Raw genomic sequence first — 20,467 nt, 5'->3', positions numbered from 1 at the left:
GACGGGCACTCCGGGCGTTGCCTACTTCTACAAGGTCACCGCAGTCGATGCTGCCGGTAACGCCTCGGCCGCTGCCAGCGCCGAAGGAACCCGCACCATTGCCAAGTCACCAGTGGTTGGAGCGGATTTGACAGTCGCTACCGACGGGAGTGGGGACTACACGACGATTGCTGCTGCTCTCACTGCGGCCCCGGCGAACTCCGCGGTTCCATTCGTCATCGCCGTCAAGCCCGGCACTTATCGAGAAGTGATCTCCGTGAGCAAGCCGAACATCACCCTGGTCGGTGCCGGCGGAGCTCCTGAAGACGTTGTCATTACCTATGGCAACGCTGCGGGTACGCCGAAAGCCGACGGCACCGGAAGCCTTGGCACCACTGGAAGCGCGACCGTCCTGATCAAGGCCAACAACGTCACAACTCGGAACCTCACAATCGAGAACTCGTACAAGGAGACCGGAACCGGCAGCGAGCAGGCTGTAGCACTGAAGACCACCGGTGACCGGCTTGTGTTCGATACCGTACGTCTGCTCGGTGATCAGGACACCCTCTACGTCGATTCCCCCGCAGCCGGCGTCAGCGCGCGGTCCTACTTCACCAACTCCTACATCGAAGGTGACGTCGATTTCATCTTCGGACGCGGCACCGCAGTGTTCGACAAGAGCACGTTGATGGCAGCCACGCGGGGCAGCAGCTCGAACAACGGCTACCTTACTGCTGCCAGTACCGACAAGAGCCTGGGTTTCGGCCACCTGATCACTGACAGCACGGTCCTCAGCGATGCCCCCGCTGGTAGCTTCCACCTCGGCCGCCCCTGGCAGCCCAGCAATGATCCGAACGCCATCGCACAGGTTGTCGTTCGTGACACCGCCCTCCCCGCAGCCATCAAGCCCTCAGCGTGGACGGACATGTCCACCACCTTCTCCTGGCGAAACGCCCGCTTCTTCGAATACAACAACTCAGGCCCCGGCGCCGTGATCAACGGCGACCGGCCGCAGCTCAGCACCGTGGATGCCGCAAAGTACACGAAGTGGACCTACCTGGCGGGCAACGATGGTTGGAACCCCACAGGCCAGACCCCTCCCCCGCCACCCGCGGACAGCGTTGCTCCCGCAGTTCCCGCCACCCCTACCGCCTCCGCAGGCGATGGCAGTGTCGACCTGACCTGGACAGCGAACACGGAGGAGGATCTTGCCGGCTATAACCTCTACCGCTCGACTGGAACAACCACCGCCCCAACGGCGATCAACCGGATTAACACCGACCTGCTCGCCACAACGAGCTACACGGATCGCACAGCAGCCAACGGCAGCACCTACACCTATGTGCTGACCGCCGTCGACCGGGCCGGCAACGAGTCGGCGGCCACCGCTGCCGTCACCGGCTCATCGGTCGGCGCGCCGCTGCCCGCTCACGACATCTTGGTAGCAGCAGACGGCACCGGACAGTACACCACCGTTCAGGCTGCTGTGGACGCTGCGGTCGCTGGAACAGTTATCAAGCCCACCGTGATCGCTGTCAAGCCTGGTGTGTACCGCGAACTCGTCAACGTCGCAAAGAACGGGGTGACGATCATCGGCACCACCGGCAACGCCCGCGACGTCGTCATCACCTACAACAACGCGGCACTTACCATCAACCCCGCCACCGGTGTGGCCTACGGCACCGGCGGAAGCCAGACCACGCTCATCAAGGGCAACAACGTCACCGTCAAGAATGTGACCATCGAGAACTCCTACCAGGAACTGAAGATCAACGGCGAGCAAGCCGTCGCTCTGAAAACCACAGGCGACCGGTTGATCTTTGACAACGTTCGGCTGTTGGGTAACCAGGACACACTGCTCGCGGATTCAGGGGACGCCCCGGTGATCTCCCGCTCGTACTTCGTCAACAGCTACATCGAAGGCGACGTCGATTTCATCTTCGGCCGCGGCACGGCGGTGTTCCAGAACAGCACGATCAATGCGCTTACGCGCGGCAGCAACAGCAACAACGGGTACGTGTTCGCGCCGAGTACCTCTGACAAGAACCCGTACGGCTTCTTGCTGATTGACAGCACGATCATCAGCAACGCGCCTGCTAACACTTTCTCCCTTGCCCGGCCCTGGCGTGGTTGGGCTGATGGTTATACGAAGAACGGGATCGTCTACAACTCCCGGGGACAGGTCACCATCCGCACCACTGACCTTCCCGCCGCGATCCGTGTCGCTCAGCCGTGGTCCGATATGGCTCCGAACCTGTGGACCGACGGTCGTTTCTTCGAATACCAGAACACTGGGGTTGGAGCCACGATCAACGCCAACCGACCACAACTGGCCGATGAGCAGGCAGCCGGCGCCACCGCCCAGCAGTACCTCACCGGTACCGACGGCTGGAACCCTGTCGGACGGTAGTCCGCAGCGAACAACAAAAGCGTAGGCCCCTCGATCTCCGTCGAGGGGCCTACGCTTTTCGTTCTTGATCACTCGTGTAGGCGCGCTAGTTCACACGACCCATACGCGTCACTGCTTCAGTAAGGATCGCCGGATGGGTGGCGAAATTGAGGCGCACGTGCTGGTGTCCGCCTCTGCCGAACACGTGTCCCGAGCTGAGCGCGACTTTCGCCTGGTCGAGAAACAGCTTTGCCGGCCCAGCCAAATCACTTACTACAGCGAGGTCCTTGGTCGCGTGATGAGGCCCGCTGTCCAGATAACTGCAGTTCAACCACGCAAGATACGTGCCCTCAGGTGGGGTGTATTGAACGTGAGGGAGATGTTTAGTTAGGAGCTGACGAAGGAGAGTCCGGTTGTCGTCCAAACCCTGCAGCAGTGAGTCGAGCCACAACTGACCGTGCTCCAATGCTGCGGTATGAGCGATTAGGCCCACATGACTCGGGCCATGGCTGACCTCTTCCGGTAGCCGGGCGAGGTCCTCCACTGCTGCAGGACCAGCGACAGCCAGAGCCGCTTTGAGGCCCGCAAGGTTCCACGCTTTCGACGCCGACATCACAGCAAATCCGTCATCAGCACCGGGGACACTGAGGTACGGAACGAAGGACGCTCCAGGAAGGACGAGGGGTCCGTGGATCTCATCGGAGACAACCCGGACCCTGTACTTTGCGGCTAGCTCTGCGACCGCGGCCAGTTCGGTAGCCGTGTGAACAGTGCCTGTTGGGTTGTGCGGATTACACAGCAGGTAAGCGGCATGCCGGCCCTGTTCGGTGACACGGGCGAAGGTGAGTTCCAGCCTCTGGAGGTCGATCCGATTGTCGGCACCAAGAGGTGCTTCAACGACCTGCCGGTCGTCGTGGGCAACAAAAGCATAGAACGGGGCATAAACCGGTGAGTTGACCACCACTGCGTCACCAGGGGCAGTAACCAACCGCAGAACCTCGACGACCCCCATCATGACGTCCGGCACGATCGCGGTCCTGTCGACCTGGAGCTCGTGCCAACCCCACCTGTCAGCTGCGAAGCGGGAAAAGGCCTCCGCGTAGGAGGTGCCGTACGGGTACCCGGTGTCACCAGAGTCAATCGTTCGGTGGAGGGCGTCGGCTATCTCGGGGGCGAGCCTGACATCCATCTCAGCAACCCAGAGGGGCAGGACGTCCTCAGGGTGCGCACGCCACTTCATGCTCGTGCGCTGACGTAAATCAGCCAGACCAAGCTCCTCCAACGGGTTGGGGATTCCCGCGTCTGTCCTCATTGCAAGTTGTTCGGCACGCATGCGTCTCTCCTCCAAGTGCTTAGGTTCAGATTCCAGTTCAAACCCCCGCGCCGTTGCCGGCCGGAGGTTGTGATTGGCCGTCGTGCGTAGTAGGCCTACCGGGCGGTGTCTCGTCGGCGTCGTACTGAATGCCGTAGCCCTGCTCATGCAGGGCCTGCAACGACTGATCGAGGGACGCACTTCGGACGAGCAGCAGGTCGCTGTCGAAGGTTGAAAGGACGAACACAGGCAGGTTTCGTGCGGCGACCGTTGCTGTGAGCCCAGCGATAATGCCTGTCAGATCGAAGGGGATTGGACCGGCGACATACAGGTACCTCCACCCCGGGTCCTCCGCATCGGCTGTCGCACAACAACCTTCCGCTGCGACGACCGAAAGCTCCTGTCGGGTACGGGTAATCGACCAGATTCCCGGTAGCAGCCCGATATCAGTGAGAGCAGTGGTTGAGTCGAAACGGTAGATGCTCAGACGTTCCGGCAGGAGCGTGAGGGTCAGAGGTCTGGTTAGTGCGGAACCAGCTTCAGCCATCACGATGCCGCTCCCTTGCTGTGCGTGACGCTTGTCGTGTGCTTTCCTGCATGTGCCTGCTTATCGAGCAGCGGTTGATCAGAAGCTACAGTGCACGCATCTCTGCTGCCTGCTGGCACCTCAAACCTGCGCATACACATGATGGCCTTGAGGCTGGAACAGCATTCCTCGCACGACCTCGATAGCCAGGTTTGCAGCTGCAATCAGTTCGTCCTTCGGGGCACCCGCTGCTGCCTCAACGCTCAACCCATACAGAGTGGTCATGATGAACCGGGTCAATGCTTCACAACTTGTACCGGGTAGAAGCTCTCCTTCCGCCACCGCTCGAGCAAGGCGTTCCAGGACCATGAGCCTCATGCCCTCCCGCGCCTGCGCAAGCATTTCCACGATGTCGGCGTGAGGTTTGGCCAGGGACAGCCCGGACTGGACAGTCATGCAACCGGCTGGCAAATCCGGGTCCGTGAAGACCTCAACTCGTCCCAGGAGCAACGCGGTAATCGCTTCGTCGACACCGGGCTTGGAGATAGCTTCTTCCATCTGCGCCGTCCGCTGGCACATGTAGCGCCCCAAAGCCTTCTCGAACAGGTCTCTTTTACTCCCGAACGCCGCATACAGGCTGGGCGGGTTGATTCCCAGAGCTGTTGTGAGGTCCGCGATCGACGTCCCTTCGTAGCCCTGACGCCAAAAAAACTCCATCGCCGTCTGCAGGGCAGCTTGATCATCGAACCCACGCTTGCGACCTGCGGGCATCATGCACCTTTCAGGGGAGGCTGATCGTACTTGCAATTTTCGTAGTGTTCACTACAGTATAGGTCATTGAATGTGTAGCAGTCACTACAGAGAATGCTGGAGATGAAGAAATTAACGGGCAGGATCGCCGTCATCACAGGAGGGAGCAGCGGCATTGGGCTGGCGACTGCGCGACTGATGCTCAGTAAAGGAGCGACGGTCTACATCACAGGTCGCCGTCAGAAAGAGCTCGATGAGGCGGTTGCTGAACTCGGCGACAACGTCACAGCGCTGCAGGGCGACGTGGCCAATATCGCCGACCTGAATCAACTGTGGGCAACTGTCAGGGAGCGCAGCGGATCTGTCGACATCATCGTCACCAGCGCGAGCATCGCTCCTTCGATCGCCCTCGAGGACGCAACATTCGATTACTTCGACTCAACCTTCGACGTCAACGCCCGAGGCACGTTCTTCGCCGTGCAGAAGGGATTGCCTTTCATGAAAGAGGGCGGGGCGATTGTTCTTGTAGCTGGTGACGGTCACATGACGGGTTGGCCAGACTTCACGTTCTATGCAGGAAGCAAAGCCGCTGTTCGCTCCTTCGCCCGCATTCTGGCTGCGGGTCTGGTCGATAGAGGGATCCGGGTCAACTCCGTCAGTCCCGGCCCGGTAGACACCCCCATGCTCGACTCCCTCGGACCTGACGGCGCAAGCGTCCGGGAAGGACTCATCAGCACAGTACCGATGGGTCGCCTGGGTCAACCAGTCGAGGTCGCCAGAGCAATCCTCTTTCTGGCTTCCGATGACGGCAGCTTCATCACAGGCGAGGACATCGCCGTCGACGGCGGCGCGTTTGACCTCTGACCGCACATTCCGCCCCCCTCGGGCGTTCTCCTAAGTTCGCCTGCGCATTCCACTACCCGAAAGGCAACACACCATGCCAGCACAGACCGCCACAACGTCAACATTCCAGGCCGAGGTTCTTCAGAACGAGCTGCCGGTGCTGGTCGATTTCTGGGCCCCCTGGTGCCCGCCATGCCGGGTCGTCGGCCCGATCCTCGACCAGATTGCACAGGAGCAGGCAGGCAACCTCAAGATCGTTAAGGTCAACGTTGACGAGAACCCCGAACTCGCTCAGCGGTACGTCGTCTCCTCCATCCCGGCATTCCGGATCTTCAATAACGGGGACGTCGTCGGTTCCTTCGTCGGAGCCATGCCCAAAGACGCTTTCGAAGATCGGCTAGCACCTTACATCGCACGCTAGATGTCGCCTAAAGCGCCGAGCCGAAGCATCAGGGCCATTGACAAGCGGGTGACACACGCAGGTGTTCTAGGAAAGGACGCTTCACGGCACACACGACGTCCATGCAGGCCACGATCACTGACGAACCTCTATGCAGTAGCAGCAGTAGCAGCGCCGCACGGAGAGGGACATTCGCGTGTCCTGACGATGCAGTGCGTAAGGATCCCGCCAAAATCATCTTCTGTTCTACGGCGGGCTTCCTCGCTGTACCAGCCCTGACGCCCCGGGGGCCTACTGCATCGAGGCTCGCGTATGCGCTTTCTAAGCCCAACGGGCTTCAACAGTAGAACTGTCAGGGTGATAATCAGCGCTACAGCACACATGAGCTGTTGGTGAATTGTCTCATAGCCTGATGGCGGTCGAGTTCTTCCAAGTCCTTCCTCGCCCGGCCGAGCAGCACTCCTATGCCCATGAGGTGCACGAACAGCACTGCAGCAGGTTTGAGGAAACGACAACGCGGGACAGGAAGGGGTACGCCTCTGCCTGTTCCGTGTCGTTTTCCGATGCCAAGCAGTAGTGCCGGCTTGACAAGCGACAGGGAGTCCAGCACGTCGCCTGAAGCGAGAATAACCGTTCAGCCTCGAAGGCAATGGAACATGCAAGCTGCCGGATACTGCATGGGCCATGTAATCACGTCATGCCTGGCCCGTCATGCAGCATCCAGTTGCACACCCACGAAGGTGGTGCCGACGTCCGCTGCGGCCGGTTCCGGCCCGGGGTCCTCGGCTATCAACCCGTAGTGCGTAGGAGGCCGCGTCGCACCTCGGCCTCAGTTGCTACCGGAATGATTTCCTCGATGCCGACCTATGGTCTGGACCCGGCGATCCCTCCTCACCGATTAGGTACGCTTCGTCGGCCTTTCACCGCCGTATCAAAGTGCGGTCCTCGTGGGGGAACACCGCGACGGCCTTCCACCTCATGACCGGCTTGAAACACACGGCACGCAGCTCTCCTTTATTCCTCGCTTCTGAAGCAATACCGAAGTCAGCTCACCATGCCGTTCCGAAGAACGAAACGTCGATCCGTCACGTGGAACTTAAGTCTTGACCCTGCCGGTGTGATCTGCTTCACTTGACGCAGCCAGTTATTCACCCGAGGCAGAGATGTCGAGCGGACCACATGCCCGACGTTCTGAACGGTTCTGGGGAGCCTTGGTGTGCTGTGAGGTTGGCTTGAAGATCCCGTAAACAACACCGACGTTGTAGGAGGCATGCCCGAAATGATGGACACTATCGATCCGGCGATCATGAAAAAGGTCGCGTTCCGGCTTCTTCCCATGTTGATGATTTTGTATTTCCTCAGTTACGTCGACCGCGTCAATGTTGGGTTCGCCGCACTTACAATGAACGTTGATCTCGGTTTGAGCGCCACGGCGTACGGACTCGGTGCCGGGGTTTTCTTCATCGGCTACTTCCTCTTCGAAGTACCGAGCCAATTCATGCTGGACCGATTCGGAGCCCGAATTTGGATCACAAGAATTGTCGTGACCTGGGGAGCGATCGCCGCCGCTATGGCCTTCGTTCAGGGGCCGACCAGTTTCTACATCCTGCGCTTCCTGCTCGGCGTCGCTGAAGCCGGATTCTTTCCTGGGATCATTTATTTCCTTGGTATGTGGTTCCCGCGCGGACAACGAGCCCGCATTGTCGCGTTCGTCTATATCGCAGCTCCGGTCTCCTTCCTCTTGGGGTCTCCGATCTCCACGATGATGATGGAACACGGCGACGGCCTGCTCGGCCTTGTCGGCTGGCGCTTCATGTTTTTGATCGAAGGCCTCGTGACAGTCCTTGCGGGCATCATCGGCTTCTTCGTCCTGGTGGACAGGCCCACAAAGGCAACGTGGCTTCCACGCGATGAAGCTGAAAAGCTTGAGGCAGTCATAGCAGCAGAGGATGCGTCAGTGAATGCAACGCACGACGGGCATTCTATCCGTGCTGCATTCAAGCCAAGAGTGTTCGTGCTTGGCTTTATCTACTTCGGCATCGCCTATGGCGTGTACGCTGTCGGATTCTTCCTCCCTCAGATCGTGTCCAGCTTCCAAGCTACATATGGAATGAGCTTCAGCCTCACCCAAATTGGATTGATCACCGCCATCCCCTACGCCGTAGCAACTGCAGTGATGCTCCCCTGGTCCCGGCACTCGGACAAAACCCAATCCCGCTTCGTCCATGTTGCCATCACCTGCTTCATCGGAGGACTCTCCCTCGCGGTGTCCCTCATCCTCGGGTCGCCCGTACTCAGCATGATTGGCATCTGCATAACTGCAGTCGGCGTCTTTTGCTCCATCCCTGTTTTCTGGCAGATCCCGCCCACATTCCTAACTGGCACCGCCGCCGCAGCCGGGATAGGCGTCATCAACTCCATTGGCAATCTCGCCGGGTTCTTCGCACCGTACATCTCCGGCTATTTCAAGGACGCAACCGGCAGCCTGCAGCCCGGCATGCTCGTCGCCAGCGCCTTCACGCTGCTATCCGGTGTCCTAGTGCTCGTCGTCAGGGCGCGGATCAAACAAACCGCGAAGTCGCAGCCCGTGACCACAGCCGGTACTGTAGCGTTCCACTAGGTGGACCTTCAGTCCGATATAGCTGAATCCACCTACAAACCGCACGATCAGTTCATTCCTATCAGGAGGAAGTCATGTCCATACCCAACGCACAGACCCAGCGGGGCTCGCTTAACGGCGTCGATCTGGATCAACTGTCGGCGACGGTCGACGCAGTACGGAACGAGCGCACCGCGGGCGCGGTCACCTTCGCGGTCAACGGACAGTGGGAAGGAGGGTTCAAGCTGCGAGCAACCACAGGTTCGCTCACCCAGGCCGGCACCAAGGATGATTCCCGTGATGGCAAGTTCGAAATGCGGAGCGATGAGCCCGCAGCACTGCTCGGCACAGACTCCGCCGTTTCACCTGCAGAGTACGTCCTTCAGGCGCTGGCGGCCTGCTACACGGTAACCCTCGCCGCAAATGCGGCGTCCCGGGGGATCAAGCTCAAGAGCTACAACCTGATGCTGGAGGCCGACTTCGATCTGGCCTCCTTCCTCGGGGTCGCCCCGGAAGAAGCACCGGGCGCAAGCCAGATCCGAGTCGCCATCGAGCTGGACGCCCCGGGAACTGCACGGGAAGAGCTGGAGGCCCTCGTTGACGCCGTACAGCAGCGATCCCCGATCCGGGACACGCTCATCCGCCCCGTCGATGTTGTGACCAACCTGGTCTAGCTCACTCACCATTTCGCAACAGGGCAGGAGACTGGCAGCTGTGTACCGGCTCTACCAAATTGACAGGGGACCTGCAATCACTGACCCGCAAACTTTGGCGGTGCTGGAAGGCTCACGCGTCACACTTGAGAGCCGGCCCTGTGCGGAACCAGACGAAATCATAGCTCGATGCGCTGATGCTGATGGGCTCGTCGTCATGAACGAGCCCATCACGCGCACCGTCCTGGAATTACTGCCACGGCTCAAGATCATCGCTCGGCCCGGAGTCGGCGTGGACTCGATTGACATCGATGCCGCGACCGAACTTGGCATACAGGTCACCAACGTGCGCGACGGCAATTACATGGACGTCGCCACCCACGCATTGGCACTGATACTGGGTGGAATAAGGAAGATCAGAACCTTCGATGCGCAAGTGAGGGGCGGACACTGGAACGGTTCCAGTGCAGGCACCGCTCTCCGACGTCCCTCCCACCTTCGTCTGGGAATCATCGGATACGGCCGCTCAGGCCAGCATCTAGCGAAGCTGGCCGCCCCACTCGGGTTCTCCATCCTTGCCTGTAGCCCGCGAACAGACTTCTCGGTTCTCACCAACCCCGTCGTGCGGCCTCTGGGCTTCGATGAACTCATCTCGACCTCGGACGTCGTATCACTGCATCTACCCCTGACCGCCGAGACAACAAACCTCATCAGCAAGGACACGCTCAGTCGCTTCAAGAGGGGAAGCTACCTTGTGAACGTCGCACGCGGCGGAATCATCGACGAACGAGCCCTCGCTGAAGCAATCAGTGAAGGCCAACTCTCCGGCGCCGGCCTGGACGTATTTTCCAAAGAACCATTGCCCGAGGACAGCCCGCTACATGCAATTCCTGAGGTCACCCTCACCCCGCACGTCGCCTATCTCACCGCCGAGTCCCTCAACGAGGTGAGACTGCGAGCCTTCACCGACGTCTCACTCCTGCTGGACGGCAAACAAGTCACCAGCCCGGTCAACACCCCGAAATCCAACCCACTCAGATGGAGGAACCGTGAACCACAATGACGTGATAGTACGCATCCGCACGATTGAGACCCTGTCGTGTGACGCAGGGTGGCGCAACTATCACTTCCTCAAGCTGACAACAGACGAGGGCACGGTCGGATGGTCCGAATTTGACGAGGACTTCGGGCCGCGAGGCCTCTCGACCATCATCGAGCTCTACGCACCGTTGTTCATCGGTGCCGACATCTTCGACCACGAACGCACATACATGCAGGTGGCCGCTACCGCGCGGCCAGCTCCCTTGGGGCTACCCGCGGAAGCATTCGGCGCCATCGAGAACGCAATGCTCGACGCTAAAGCGAAGCTTCTCGGCATACCAGTGCATCAACTGCTCGGAGGCAAGCACCGCGATAATATCCCCGTGTACTGGTCCCACTGCGCCAGCTGGCGGATCAGCCACCCAGACCTCTACGGGTCACGGATATCCGATCTCGCCGGTGTAAAGGACATTGGTCGCGAGGCTCGTGACCGCGGATTCAAAGCCGTAAAAACCAACATGTTCTCCTACGGCACCAACGGACCCAAATCCTGGGGCTCAGGGTTCGGCAACCCCTACGAACCCGGTCTCAACATCGACCTGAAGCTCACCCGAGACGTAGTAGCCCACGTCGAATCCCTTCGTGAAGGAGTTGGAGAGGACGTCGAGATACTTCTCGACCTTAACTTCAACGCCCGGACCGAAGGATTCCTGCGCCTCCTTCGCGCGCTCAACGACATCGACCTCTTCTGGGTTGAGCTCGACCTCTACAACCCAGAAGCACTTGCAATGCTACGCAGTCAAGGGAACGTGCCCATAGCCTCCTGCGAAACCCTCTTCGGTGTGCGCGAGTTCCTCCCGTACCTCATCAACCAGTCGATTGACGTGGGGATAGTCGACGTTATCTGGAACGGTGCCTGGCAAGCGATGAAAATCGCCAACACCGCAGAGGCCTTCGATGTCAACGTCGCGCCCCATAACTTCTACAGTCACCTCGCAACGATGATGTCAGCGAACTTCGCTGCAGCTGTCCCGAACCTGCGCATCATGGAACACGACGTTGACCGGCTGAACTACGACGATGACCTCTTCACGCATTCCCCGGTCTTCACGGGTGATCGTTTGCAGGTCACTGATCGTCCAGGCTGGGGAACCGAACCCATAGAAGAGGCACTGCGCGCTCACCCCGCAGTGAAGCGCGAAGCCTACCTCGGTATCCAGCGCTAACCGTGGACCTGAACAACGCATCAGAAGAGCCCACCGTTAGGCTTGTGTGATGACCGAACCCGAAGGACGAGACCAGCCTTTCAACGCGACAGGGGAAGGCATACGTAGTGTCGAGCGAGCCGCGGCTGTCGTTGATGCAATCTCACGCGCCGGTAGCGGGGGATTGCGTCTGGTCGACATCGCTGCGCAAACAAACCTGTCGAAGACCACCGCGCACAGGCTGCTTGGCACACTCACAAAGGTCGGATGGGTCGATCAAGACGACGCCGGCACGTTCTTTCTGGGCCTTCCGCTGGTCGGCTACGGAACCTCAGCTTCTGACAGGCACGGTCTCCTAGACATCGCAGAGCCGCACCTCTCCCGTCTTGCCGAACTCACGGGAGACACGGTGTACTTGTCCGTTCTGCTCGGAGACAAAGCTTTCTGCATAGATCAAGCCACGGGCTCCTTTCCTATACGGACACTCAATCCACGCGTTGGCGATCGTCTCCGCCTCGGTACCTGCGCTGGAAGTCTGGCTCTGCTCTCCTGGTTGGACGACAACGAAGCCGAACGGATTTTCCGTGAGGACATTACCGCAACCAATAGCTCCGGGCTGGAGGTGACTATCGTGCGGCAGCTCGTCGATCAGACCAGGCAGAACGGACACGCCTACTTCCCAGGCCTTCTCGTACCCGGTTCAGCAGGTTTGGGTGTTCCTGTCTTCGACGCGCAGGACAAGCCCATTGCCTCCCTGAGCGTTGCCTCCATCGAATCAAGGATGGACGAACCCCGTCGATCGCAGATTGTGGCATGGCTACATGAGGAGGCAGAACGCCTGGCGAATAAGTTGCTGACACTTGATCCTCACCTGAACCAAAACACGCTGCGGAGACTCACACTCAGCAGTTAGGGAGGACTGTGTTTCACCGGCACCCCTGCACAGGGACGCCCGACCCTATAAGCGGCTGAAGAAACAGGGTGTCAAGCGCGCGTTCAGCTTCACCGGCCAACCCGGCTTTAAAACCTGAAGGAAGAGGGCATCACCACTCCCAACCGACGGGAGGTTGTTCAGTGGCCAACGTGCGACGAGTGGTCTTCACGGCATGTGTACTACCGCATTCCCCGAAAGGGCCCCGTCTCGCAAACAACACCGCGGCATGACGATCAAAGTGATCAATCCACCATGACGACATTCCTCCATTGGCTTGTGCTTCCAACCATTGCTCATACAGCCCGCGGAGCCTGTCGACCGCTTCGGGGTGATTCCACCACTGGGAGCACCAGTACTGGTTCTGCGACCGGTCCACTGATTCGAGCATCGCCACAAGACCCTCCACCCAGTCCGTCAGTTCCTCAGGGCTAAAGGCGAAGTCCTCTCCCCCGTCGTTGTAACCGTTAGGTTCGAAGGCCGAGGCGGCGTCGGTGTGGGGTTCAGTCATGCGTGCTGTCCCGTCTGCGTCGTCTTGATCCGTTCAACCGTTGGACCGAGACGAGCGTTGATCGTCTCGTCCCGGAACCAGGGGATGGTGCGCACAATCATTCCTCCGCCAGTTGAAGTCTTCACCCACGCACGGTTAGCGGGAAGCTCGGAGAGCTGGGAGACGGACATGATGTCGCGCCGCTGGGTTTGCACCGATCGGGAGGGCCCGTTCCTCGAGGTCGAGGTACTGCGGACCTTTGCGTCGTACTGGCCGATGGTCTTCGACAGGGATTCAAGGAATTGTGTGTCGTCGGATCCGCCGCCGTAGACCTTGATTGCGGCCGCGGACCAGAGGGTGTCCCAGCCGGTGCGCTCGAGCATGGCCATGCCCTGCCCGCGGGTCTGGAAGTACGCACTGACGACGATGCCCATGGACCCGAAGAATGAATACCACTCAGGCAGTTGCTTGAGTTTGACGACGTTTCCGACCTCGTCCAGATCCGCGACCAAAGGAACCTGGAGGCGTCCACCGGCTCGGCGGGCGGCCTGCTGCGCGGCGGTGAACACCGCGTAGACCAGCGTGGAAACGAAGGCGGCTCCGGAGCCGGCGGCGTCCTGCGAGAGCAGGATCAGAGTGTCCTTGCTGGTCATGAACCGCGCGGGATCGAATACCGGGACGCCCGGGGTCGGTGTCGACCACGCCACGAGCTCGTCGTGCACGAGGGCCGAGGCCATGCGCTGGGCGCTGGCTGCCACGGATCCGCGGGTATCCTCCGGCTGGCCGCTCATCCCCTTCAACGCCGACGCCGGGCCTATGTGTCCGGCTCGTTCCAGCAGCTCGGCGGGTTCCATGAAGTCGGCCGAGGACACCCATCGCAGGACCTCCTTCATCGTGCCATCACTCTTTGCAGCAGCCAGGAGGCACCAAGCGAGGAAATCCCGGCCCTGCGAATCGAACTGCGCGTCCCCCTTGCCCTGTCCGGCATTCGGTGCGGACGACGTCTCGAAGATCGACGCCACCTCGCCGGCGCTTACGGTGTCGGTGACACTCGTGAGCGGGTTGAAGATCATCGCGGGACGGTGGCTGTCCCGCCATATCCGCTGCGGGTCGAACAACCACACCGTCCCTTCCCCGGCGCGGGCGGCCAGGACTTCGGCGACGCCGTCAACCTTGTTGCTGGTCATGATGTACGCGCCGGGGGCTTCAGTGGCATGACGGACGACCTGCGTCGTCGTCTTACCCCGCCCGGTCCCCCACACATGGGTCGAGCACTCACGCCACCCCTGGATGACCGCCTTCGTGCCGGCGTCGCCGGCGTAACCGATCGTCAGGCCCGGGCCGATACCTTCCGCATCGGGGTGGAGGCGGGCCGCTTCGGTGAGGCGGGCATCGAGCATCGCCGGGCGCATCTTCCCGCCAGGGCTCATCCGACGGGACGCCTCCGCGGTCCGTGACACAGGGCGGGTGCTCCACCACGCGAAAACGGCAATGACCACGACCGCTTCCGCGCCGAGCAACCAGCTCGCGGCCGCCGGCCACGGATCCCCCGTGGCAAGACCAATCGCCAACGTGATCGGGTTCCATGACAGGTCGCTGGGAACCGGCGTGAAGGTTTCCCCAAGGTGGATCAGGGCGACCGCGACGAACGCGGCCAGGGCCAGAAACGAGAACGCGAGGACGGGGCCGTTCTCCTCGTTCTTCATCGGGCCCCCTTCATCGGCTTACTTTCGCTTGTGCAGCAGCCCACGCCTGGTTCGTGTTGTGGGCCCTGAGTTCGCCAGCGGTGAGGTTAACACGGAACGGCACACCGGGTTCGGACCCGGTTTTCAGCATGAACCGGCCACGTCCGGGGGGCGGTGACACCTGATTGGTGTTCGGGTTCATCGACCCTTCGGCAGACCAGCCGACCAGCATCGCCTTCTCCCGCTCCGAGACGGGGAACACCGTTTCCAGCAGGTCCATCTCGTTCTGCGCCAGCCCACCGAGGATCTTCACGGATGAGCGTTCCACGAAGCCAGTCGCGATTTTCGTCAGCTCATCCGTGGACAGCTGCAGGTCCTTCATGGAGTGCGTGATCATCAACTGCCCCAGGCCCTTGGTCCTGTTCAGGCGGGTGATGGAGTCGATCTGGTGGACCAGCAGTTCGCTCGCGCGCAGGGACTGCCACAGCTCGTCCATGATCATCAGGTGATGGCGTTCCTCCATCAACCCGGCATCGGCGAGGGTCTTCGCGGCCGAGATGCCGGCCTGCCCGTAGGACCAGCACACCGTCTGCACCGCGGCGCGCAGCGTCAGCTGGGACTCGTCGATAAGGGAAATGTCGAAGTCCACGGAAGTGTCGATCTTCATTTCCTTCGTGGTCTGTTGGCAGAACACGTCCCCGAACGGCCCGTGCTCGCCGAGGGCGTTCAGGCCCGCCAGGAGATTCTTGACCTGCGGCAGATACTCCCTGGACTCCTCGATGAGCAGCGCCGACTGGATCTGGGGAGGTGCGGACTTGATGGCGGCGACGACGTCGCCGACCAGCGGCTGCCGGTCCTCAGCTTCTGCCTTCTCAGCGGCCATCGCGATCGCCATGGACAGCACCGTCTGTTCCTGCTTCTTCGCATCCAGCGGTTCCTTGAACACCAGTTCGATGAGACCGGTGAGAGTCATCAGACGCCGGGCGTGAATCTCGGCGCGCATCTGCCGCTGCATCGGAGCTGGAAGGCGTTCGAGTACCCGCCAGAGCGGACCGGCGTCGAGCGGGTTGATCGCCCCGACGCCGGGGGCGACCTGCACGACCTGCCCGTTGGTTTCCAGAACCACGCCAGCGAAGTCCGGTTTGAGGTCCCCTGCCACGAGGATCAGGAACCCCTGATCGATCAGAGCCAACGCCATGCGGACGGCGACCGAGGACTTCCCACGCCCGTTCAAACCGAGGATGAACCCGGAGGGTGAGGAGATGATGCCGTGCAGGAACAGGCTGATCGGATCCCCACACACCACCGAACTGTTCAGCAGGTTCCGGCCCAGGACCGCACCGACCAGCGGCGAGGACGTGCCGACGCAGAACGGCCACAGGCCCGCGGTCTGGTTCGACGTGGCGGTGAACTCCGGCGGAGGTTCGACCCACGTCACCATGCCACCCTCACGGACGCGCATGCCCTTCTCCGTGAGCTGCGGGAACGACGCAGTGGTGACGGCGGCTGCCGTCTCGGAGCGGCCCAGGAACCGGTCCATGACCGTGTCGACGATTCTGTCGATCGCGGACATTAGAGGGCCTTCCTGACGTCGGAGGAAATGGTGGCCAGATGCTCTGGCACGAGGCCGAGCCCGAGGTTGAAGGAGAACGCGGCGTCGTCGTTGTAGTCACACGACCGCATACGGATCTGAATTCCGGTAGCCACATTGCGCATGATCTTCGCTTCCACCGCCTGCAGCTGCTCCGGGCTCTCGACCGTCGCGGTGACACCGATCGCGAAGCGCACCAACGCGGCCCCTTCTGCTTGCTCCCGCTCGGCCTTGCGTGCCTTCTCGAGGGCGATGATCTGCGAGCTGGTCGGACGGCGACCCTTCTGGTTCGTGGCGAACTGCGCATTGGTGAGCGCCTGCGCGACCTGCTGCGCGGACTTCTCCGGCGGCTGAGGGCGGTAGAACACTGTGACGCGCTTCTGCAGCATGCTCGCATCGGGGCCCAGCAGGGCTACCAGGGCGTTTTCGCGGAACGTCCCGGCCGGTGGCCGGAACATCTGCCACGACTTGCTCGTAACCCCGGCGTGGTCGTACCGGCCCGGGTACCCGATCGTCCGGGCAGCAGAGGGGCCGACTTCGTGCCAGCTCAGGCCGGTTCCGTCGCCGGAGAGGCGGGCGCGTTCGACAGTGGCCGCGGCGCGCGGGTTGAACGCGACGTAGGTCTGGTCAGTGAGGTCAGCGGCCCGCATGAGAGACACGCTGCCAGCGCCGACGTCCTCGAGTTCTTCCTTGAAGCCCTGCAGGAGCGACTTCACATCGGCCACCAGCTCCTCAGCGGAGCGTTCCGGTGCACGGTCGCCATCGTTGGCTTTGCCGTTGAACGTCAGCGCCACCCACTGCTCGAGCTTGGGCACGTCGAAATTGAGGTTGTCCACCACGTCATCCATCACCTGACGGGCAAAGGCGGGCACCTCGTGGGATCCGGCCTGCTGCCGGGCCACCGCGATCGCGTCCGGCAGTCGTTCGCCTGGATCGGTGGTCGACTGCGTCGTCACCGAAATCTGCTCGACCCGTGCGTTGGAGCCGGCGTCGCGCTGGAACGCGGCCCACGACCCGACGAGCCGGTTGACGCGGTCCTGATCCAGCAGGCCCAGGCCGGAGGAGTTGGTGGAGAAGAACACGGTGCCGGTCTTCAGTTTTGGGTGCCACAGCATGACGCCCTCGTTGCCGAAGAGGTCCTGAAAGTCGATCAGCTCCGTCGCGGCCAGCAATCCCGGTGCGCGGAATGATCCGTCCGGGATCTGCGAGACAGGGCCGGACTTGTAGACGGTCTTGCCGGCCTTCTTGGCCTTGGAATGCATGCTGCGCGCCAGCCACCGCTCAGGCTTGGACCGACCATGACGGTCCTTCGAGCCAAGGATCGTGGCCGCGATGAATGCGACCAGGGCGATGCCGACGGCCACCCAGATTTGGGAGGCCATGATCGCGATGAACACCCCGACTGCTCCGGCGCCCAGTAAGACGGTCGAGGCCATCGAGAACCCCATCAGACCCGCCGTCCGGTCATCTGCGATGTTGCCGTACTGTCTGACGATCGTCTGTTCGGTGCTCAACTGTCATCCCCACTTTCCACTGCGCGTTCCATGTCCCTGACTGCGTTCTGCACCGCGTACTCGATGCGTTGCTGGTTCTGAGCCGACTTATCCGCCCCGGACGGCGCACCGGCCCGGAACCCCTCAGCCGTCGGTGACATCGCGGGTGCTGCCCCAGGAGCTTCCGTCGGGGGCTTGTCGCCTGATGCTGCGCGCTCTGCCCCGCTCGGTCCTCCAGCTGACGAGCCGCCATCACCGGCCCCGGACAGTGCTCCCGTCGGTGATTCCGTAGGCGCGCCGGCGCGCTCCGCCTGAGGCTGTGCGCCTGTCGGTCCAGGCGAACTTGATCCACCAGCACCGGCATCACTGACCGGGGTCGTCTCTGCTCCGGATCGTTCCGGGCGCGGCTCCGCACCCGACGGACCACCAGAACCTCTACCAGACCCGCTACCGGGGCCGCCAGCATTTCCTCCGAATGCCCCGCCACCTGAGTCCGATGCCGGCGCGGTGGGCTGTTCTGGCCTTTGCTCCGCCCCGGACGGACTGGCCCCACCATTTCCGCTGCCGGTGCTACCTGCACCACCAGGCGTTACAGCACCGGTGGCTCCGCTTCCGCCTCCACTGGCTGCGGCAGCACTGCTGCTGGTGCCTGCGGTCGCAGATGTTTCTGCGGCAGTGGCCGCACCAGTTGCAGCGGCGCCTCCACCTGTAGCGGCCGCTTCCCCGGCCGTTGCTGCAGCCCCTCCACCAGTGACGGCGGCTGCGCCCCCGCCACCACCGCCTGCAGCTGCGGTGCCGGCTGCAGCGCCAATCCCTCCGGTGAGTGCTCCGATGGCGACGGCACCGCCGACCATTGCCAGGCCGGATGCTCCCATGCCCTGCGGGCCTGCGCTGACGGCAGGTACGAGGACCTTCGCCAGGGCTGGCATCGCAACGCAGGCGCTGCAGATGATCACGAGACCGGTGATCAGGCCGATCGCGGTGTTCCCGAGTTCGTTGTCTGCGCTGCCGTTGATGCCTTTCAGGAGCGCGAGTCCCGCCCCGTACAGGATTGCTGCGGCAGGCTTGAAGAGGACGACGGCGGCGAGCCAGCCCACGGCCTTGTCGAAGGACTTCCGGCCACGTTCGGTTTGAGACGCGGCCGCGAAGATCGGGAGAACCCCGCACAATGCGATCGCCGCACCGTAGGAGAAGATCACGATGACCGCATTGATGATCGCGCCTAGCAGAGCAAGGGGTGCGACGAACAGGATGATGCCGGCGAGCTGCATGGTCATAGTTGTCCCAGCGAGGGCTTCCAAACCCATTGCAGTCCCGAGTCCGTCCTCCTGCGCAGATCCGGAAATGGTGGTGACCAGCCACGGCGCGAGGACGTCGGTTACACCAAACAGGAGGCCCACCATTGGAACGGCCAGCGCTGTGGTGAGGATGGTCCGCACCATGCCCATGATCAGGTTCTCGGTCGAGGCGCGGTCCTGGTCACGGGCGAGCTTGATGAGAGCGAACGCTGTCCCGATGACACCTGCCATCCCGACGAAGATCAGCGTCGATTGCTGGATGCGGTCAGTCGCGGACCCTGTACCCATGTCCGGTGCGCCGATTTTCAACCACCAGGTACCAACGAAGTTGATCATCTCCGTCAGGACCTGCACCAGCCAGGTCGCGAGGAACTGGATCAGCTTCTGGATGGCGCTACCGGCCACGCCTTCGAGGACGTCCCCAATGTTTGGCATCAGACCTTTGGCCCCCATTCGATATAGGGCTGGCCCTGGTACAGATCAGACGTCATAAAGGTTGTCCCGGAAGCCGGGTCAAGCTTCCAATCGCCGTCTTCCCACATCAGGTCAGCCTGTAGGGAGACCTGCCCGACAAGACCGTCGGACGTAGGAACCTCATAAATCAAGCGGTACGAAGCGGCGTCCTCGGAGTAAAAGTCCTGCGCATATCCAATGAGGGTCGAAGCCGCGGATGCCGTGCCGTCCGCGCCTTGTTCCAGACCGTCACGGATGCGTTTCGCTTTTTCGGCGAGCCGGTCGCGATCCCGGCCTTCAGCAATGGCAACTTCTACATCACCAGCTGCTTCCTCACTTACCGAAGGGTCCAAGGCCATTGCATAAGTCGCTGCTGCCATGAGGGAGCCTGCTTCGGTATGCGCGAAACCGACACGAAGTCCGGAGGGCCGTTTTTCGCAGCCTCCGAACTCCGAGAAGGGAATGACGTTGTATCCGCCAGCTACCCATTCCTCGACCACCGGAGCACTGTCAGCGACAGATACGGCGTCGTCGCTAAGGTCCGCCTGGCAGTCCCATGCGGCGTCCGCGTCCTCGACGGGTGCTGCCGTCGCGGACGCGGACGCGGGCGTCGTGGCAGACGATGGTGCTGTCTGCGTTGTAGCGGTGGTTGGGTCTGCTGCCGGTTCGTCGTTGCTGGGGAGAAGGAATGCCCGGAGGCCCCATGCGAGGAGGCCGACCAGCACCAGGGCCAGCAGCATCACGGTGGCGCCGAACCACTTCGAGCGGGCCTTCGGTTCCTGAGTGGTGTCCTGTGTGCTCATCGTCTGTCCTTCTCTCGATCACGTGG

General features: G+C 61.7%; 17 protein-coding genes. 8 read left to right on the top strand and 9 right to left on the bottom strand.

Annotation, left to right across the window (positions count from 1 at the left end; genetic code table 11):
* Window positions 1-2,389: pectinesterase family protein (locus CI785_RS17250; protein ID WP_170068206.1), on the top strand; the 2,389-nt coding region annotated here is incomplete at its 5' end.
* Between the two features lie 85 nt (window positions 2,390-2,474).
* Here the strand turns inward: CI785_RS17250 and CI785_RS01900 are convergent.
* The 3 genes from CI785_RS01900 to CI785_RS01890 all read right to left on the bottom strand — a co-directional run bounded on the left by CI785_RS01900 (window position 2,475) and on the right by CI785_RS01890 (window position 4,980).
* Window positions 2,475-3,701 (bottom strand): MalY/PatB family protein, encoded by a 1,227-nt coding sequence (locus CI785_RS01900; RefSeq protein ID WP_240614946.1) that lies wholly within the window; start codon window positions 3,699-3,701, stop codon window positions 2,475-2,477.
* 37 nt (window positions 3,702-3,738) lie between these two features.
* Window positions 3,739-4,227, bottom strand: a complete 489-nt coding sequence (locus CI785_RS01895; RefSeq protein ID WP_105030409.1) for an ACT domain-containing protein — start codon at window positions 4,225-4,227, stop codon at window positions 3,739-3,741.
* Window positions 4,228-4,347: 120 nt separating this feature from the next.
* On the bottom strand, window positions 4,348-4,980 hold the full coding sequence (locus CI785_RS01890) for a TetR/AcrR family transcriptional regulator (RefSeq protein WP_205753540.1): 633 nt from the start codon (window positions 4,978-4,980) through the stop codon (window positions 4,348-4,350).
* Window positions 4,981-5,079: 99 nt separating this feature from the next.
* Here CI785_RS01890 and CI785_RS01885 point away from each other — a divergent pair, with 99 nt between their 5' ends.
* The 7 genes from CI785_RS01885 to CI785_RS01855 all read left to right on the top strand — a co-directional run bounded on the left by CI785_RS01885 (window position 5,080) and on the right by CI785_RS01855 (window position 12,610).
* Window positions 5,080-5,820, top strand: coding sequence for an SDR family NAD(P)-dependent oxidoreductase (locus CI785_RS01885; RefSeq protein ID WP_105030415.1), 741 nt, complete (start codon window positions 5,080-5,082; stop codon window positions 5,818-5,820).
* A gap of 73 nt (window positions 5,821-5,893) precedes the next feature.
* Complete coding sequence (gene trxA, locus CI785_RS01880) at window positions 5,894-6,220, top strand: thioredoxin (protein WP_105030408.1); 327 nt, start codon at window positions 5,894-5,896, stop codon at window positions 6,218-6,220.
* Between the two features lie 1,249 nt (window positions 6,221-7,469).
* On the top strand, window positions 7,470-8,819 hold the full coding sequence (locus CI785_RS01875) for an MFS transporter (protein WP_105030407.1): 1,350 nt from the start codon (window positions 7,470-7,472) through the stop codon (window positions 8,817-8,819).
* A 74-nt stretch (window positions 8,820-8,893) separates the two neighbouring features.
* Complete coding sequence (locus CI785_RS01870) at window positions 8,894-9,472, top strand: OsmC family protein (protein WP_105030406.1); 579 nt, start codon at window positions 8,894-8,896, stop codon at window positions 9,470-9,472.
* A gap of 40 nt (window positions 9,473-9,512) precedes the next feature.
* The gene (locus CI785_RS01865; protein ID WP_157940124.1) at window positions 9,513-10,514 is read left to right on the top strand and encodes an NAD(P)-dependent oxidoreductase; all 1,002 of its coding nucleotides are present in this window, start codon (window positions 9,513-9,515) and stop codon (window positions 10,512-10,514) included.
* Window positions 10,501-11,718, top strand: a complete 1,218-nt coding sequence (locus tag CI785_RS01860; RefSeq protein ID WP_105030404.1) for a mandelate racemase/muconate lactonizing enzyme family protein — start codon at window positions 10,501-10,503, stop codon at window positions 11,716-11,718. Before CI785_RS01865 ends, CI785_RS01860 begins: the two co-directional genes overlap by 14 nt.
* 49 nt (window positions 11,719-11,767) lie before the next feature.
* Window positions 11,768-12,610, top strand: a complete 843-nt coding sequence (locus tag CI785_RS01855; RefSeq protein WP_105030403.1) for an IclR family transcriptional regulator — start codon at window positions 11,768-11,770, stop codon at window positions 12,608-12,610.
* 130 nt (window positions 12,611-12,740) lie between these two features.
* On the opposite strand, the gene CI785_RS01850 is transcribed toward CI785_RS01855, so the two are convergent.
* The 6 genes from CI785_RS01850 to CI785_RS01820 are packed head-to-tail and all read right to left on the bottom strand — an operon-like array spanning window position 12,741 to window position 20,441.
* On the bottom strand, window positions 12,741-13,139 hold the full coding sequence (locus CI785_RS01850; protein WP_105030402.1) for a DUF4913 domain-containing protein: 399 nt from the start codon (window positions 13,137-13,139) through the stop codon (window positions 12,741-12,743).
* Window positions 13,136-14,824, bottom strand: coding sequence for a type IV secretory system conjugative DNA transfer family protein (locus CI785_RS01845; protein WP_105030401.1), 1,689 nt, complete (start codon window positions 14,822-14,824; stop codon window positions 13,136-13,138). The genes CI785_RS01850 and CI785_RS01845 overlap by 4 nt, the downstream gene beginning before the upstream one ends.
* 10 nt (window positions 14,825-14,834) lie before the next feature.
* Complete coding sequence (locus CI785_RS01840) at window positions 14,835-16,376, bottom strand: ATP/GTP-binding protein (RefSeq protein WP_105030400.1); 1,542 nt, start codon at window positions 16,374-16,376, stop codon at window positions 14,835-14,837.
* On the bottom strand, window positions 16,376-17,908 hold the full coding sequence (locus CI785_RS01835) for an SCO6880 family protein (RefSeq protein ID WP_105030399.1): 1,533 nt from the start codon (window positions 17,906-17,908) through the stop codon (window positions 16,376-16,378). Before CI785_RS01835 ends, CI785_RS01840 begins: the two co-directional genes overlap by 1 nt.
* Entirely contained in the window at window positions 17,905-19,620 is a 1,716-nt protein-coding gene (locus tag CI785_RS16930) for a hypothetical protein (protein WP_157940123.1), read from the bottom strand. The genes CI785_RS01835 and CI785_RS16930 overlap by 4 nt, the downstream gene beginning before the upstream one ends.
* Window positions 19,620-20,441, bottom strand: a complete 822-nt coding sequence (locus CI785_RS01820) for a DUF8175 domain-containg protein (RefSeq protein ID WP_105030396.1) — start codon at window positions 20,439-20,441, stop codon at window positions 19,620-19,622. Before CI785_RS01820 ends, CI785_RS16930 begins: the two co-directional genes overlap by 1 nt.
* Window positions 20,442-20,467 lie beyond the last annotated feature (26 nt).

The organism is Arthrobacter ruber, from assembly GCF_002954225.1.
Taxonomy (GTDB): Bacteria; Actinomycetota; Actinomycetes; order Actinomycetales; family Micrococcaceae; genus Arthrobacter_D; species Arthrobacter_D ruber.
This window is presented reverse-complemented; position numbering and strand designations above follow the sequence as displayed.

Coding starts and splice junctions, on each gene's coding strand:
- trxA (WP_105030408.1), top strand. CDS start 5,894: ATGCCAGCACAGACCGCCACAACGTCAACATTCCAGGCCGAGGTTCTT.
- CI785_RS01820 (WP_105030396.1), bottom strand. CDS start 20,441: ATGAGCACACAGGACACCACTCAGGAACCGAAGGCCCGCTCGAAGTGG.
- CI785_RS01895 (WP_105030409.1), bottom strand. CDS start 4,227: ATGGCTGAAGCTGGTTCCGCACTAACCAGACCTCTGACCCTCACGCTC.
- CI785_RS01890 (WP_205753540.1), bottom strand. CDS start 4,980: ATGATGCCCGCAGGTCGCAAGCGTGGGTTCGATGATCAAGCTGCCCTG.
- CI785_RS01840 (WP_105030400.1), bottom strand. CDS start 16,376: ATGTCCGCGATCGACAGAATCGTCGACACGGTCATGGACCGGTTCCTG.
- CI785_RS01900 (WP_240614946.1), bottom strand. CDS start 3,701: ATGCGTGCCGAACAACTTGCAATGAGGACAGACGCGGGAATCCCCAAC.
- CI785_RS16930 (WP_157940123.1), bottom strand. CDS start 19,620: ATGCCAAACATTGGGGACGTCCTCGAAGGCGTGGCCGGTAGCGCCATC.
- CI785_RS01855 (WP_105030403.1), top strand. CDS start 11,768: ATGACCGAACCCGAAGGACGAGACCAGCCTTTCAACGCGACAGGGGAA.
- CI785_RS01885 (WP_105030415.1), top strand. CDS start 5,080: ATGAAGAAATTAACGGGCAGGATCGCCGTCATCACAGGAGGGAGCAGC.
- CI785_RS01870 (WP_105030406.1), top strand. CDS start 8,894: ATGTCCATACCCAACGCACAGACCCAGCGGGGCTCGCTTAACGGCGTC.
- CI785_RS01850 (WP_105030402.1), bottom strand. CDS start 13,139: ATGACTGAACCCCACACCGACGCCGCCTCGGCCTTCGAACCTAACGGT.
- CI785_RS01845 (WP_105030401.1), bottom strand. CDS start 14,824: ATGAAGAACGAGGAGAACGGCCCCGTCCTCGCGTTCTCGTTTCTGGCC.
- CI785_RS01875 (WP_105030407.1), top strand. CDS start 7,470: ATGCCCGAAATGATGGACACTATCGATCCGGCGATCATGAAAAAGGTC.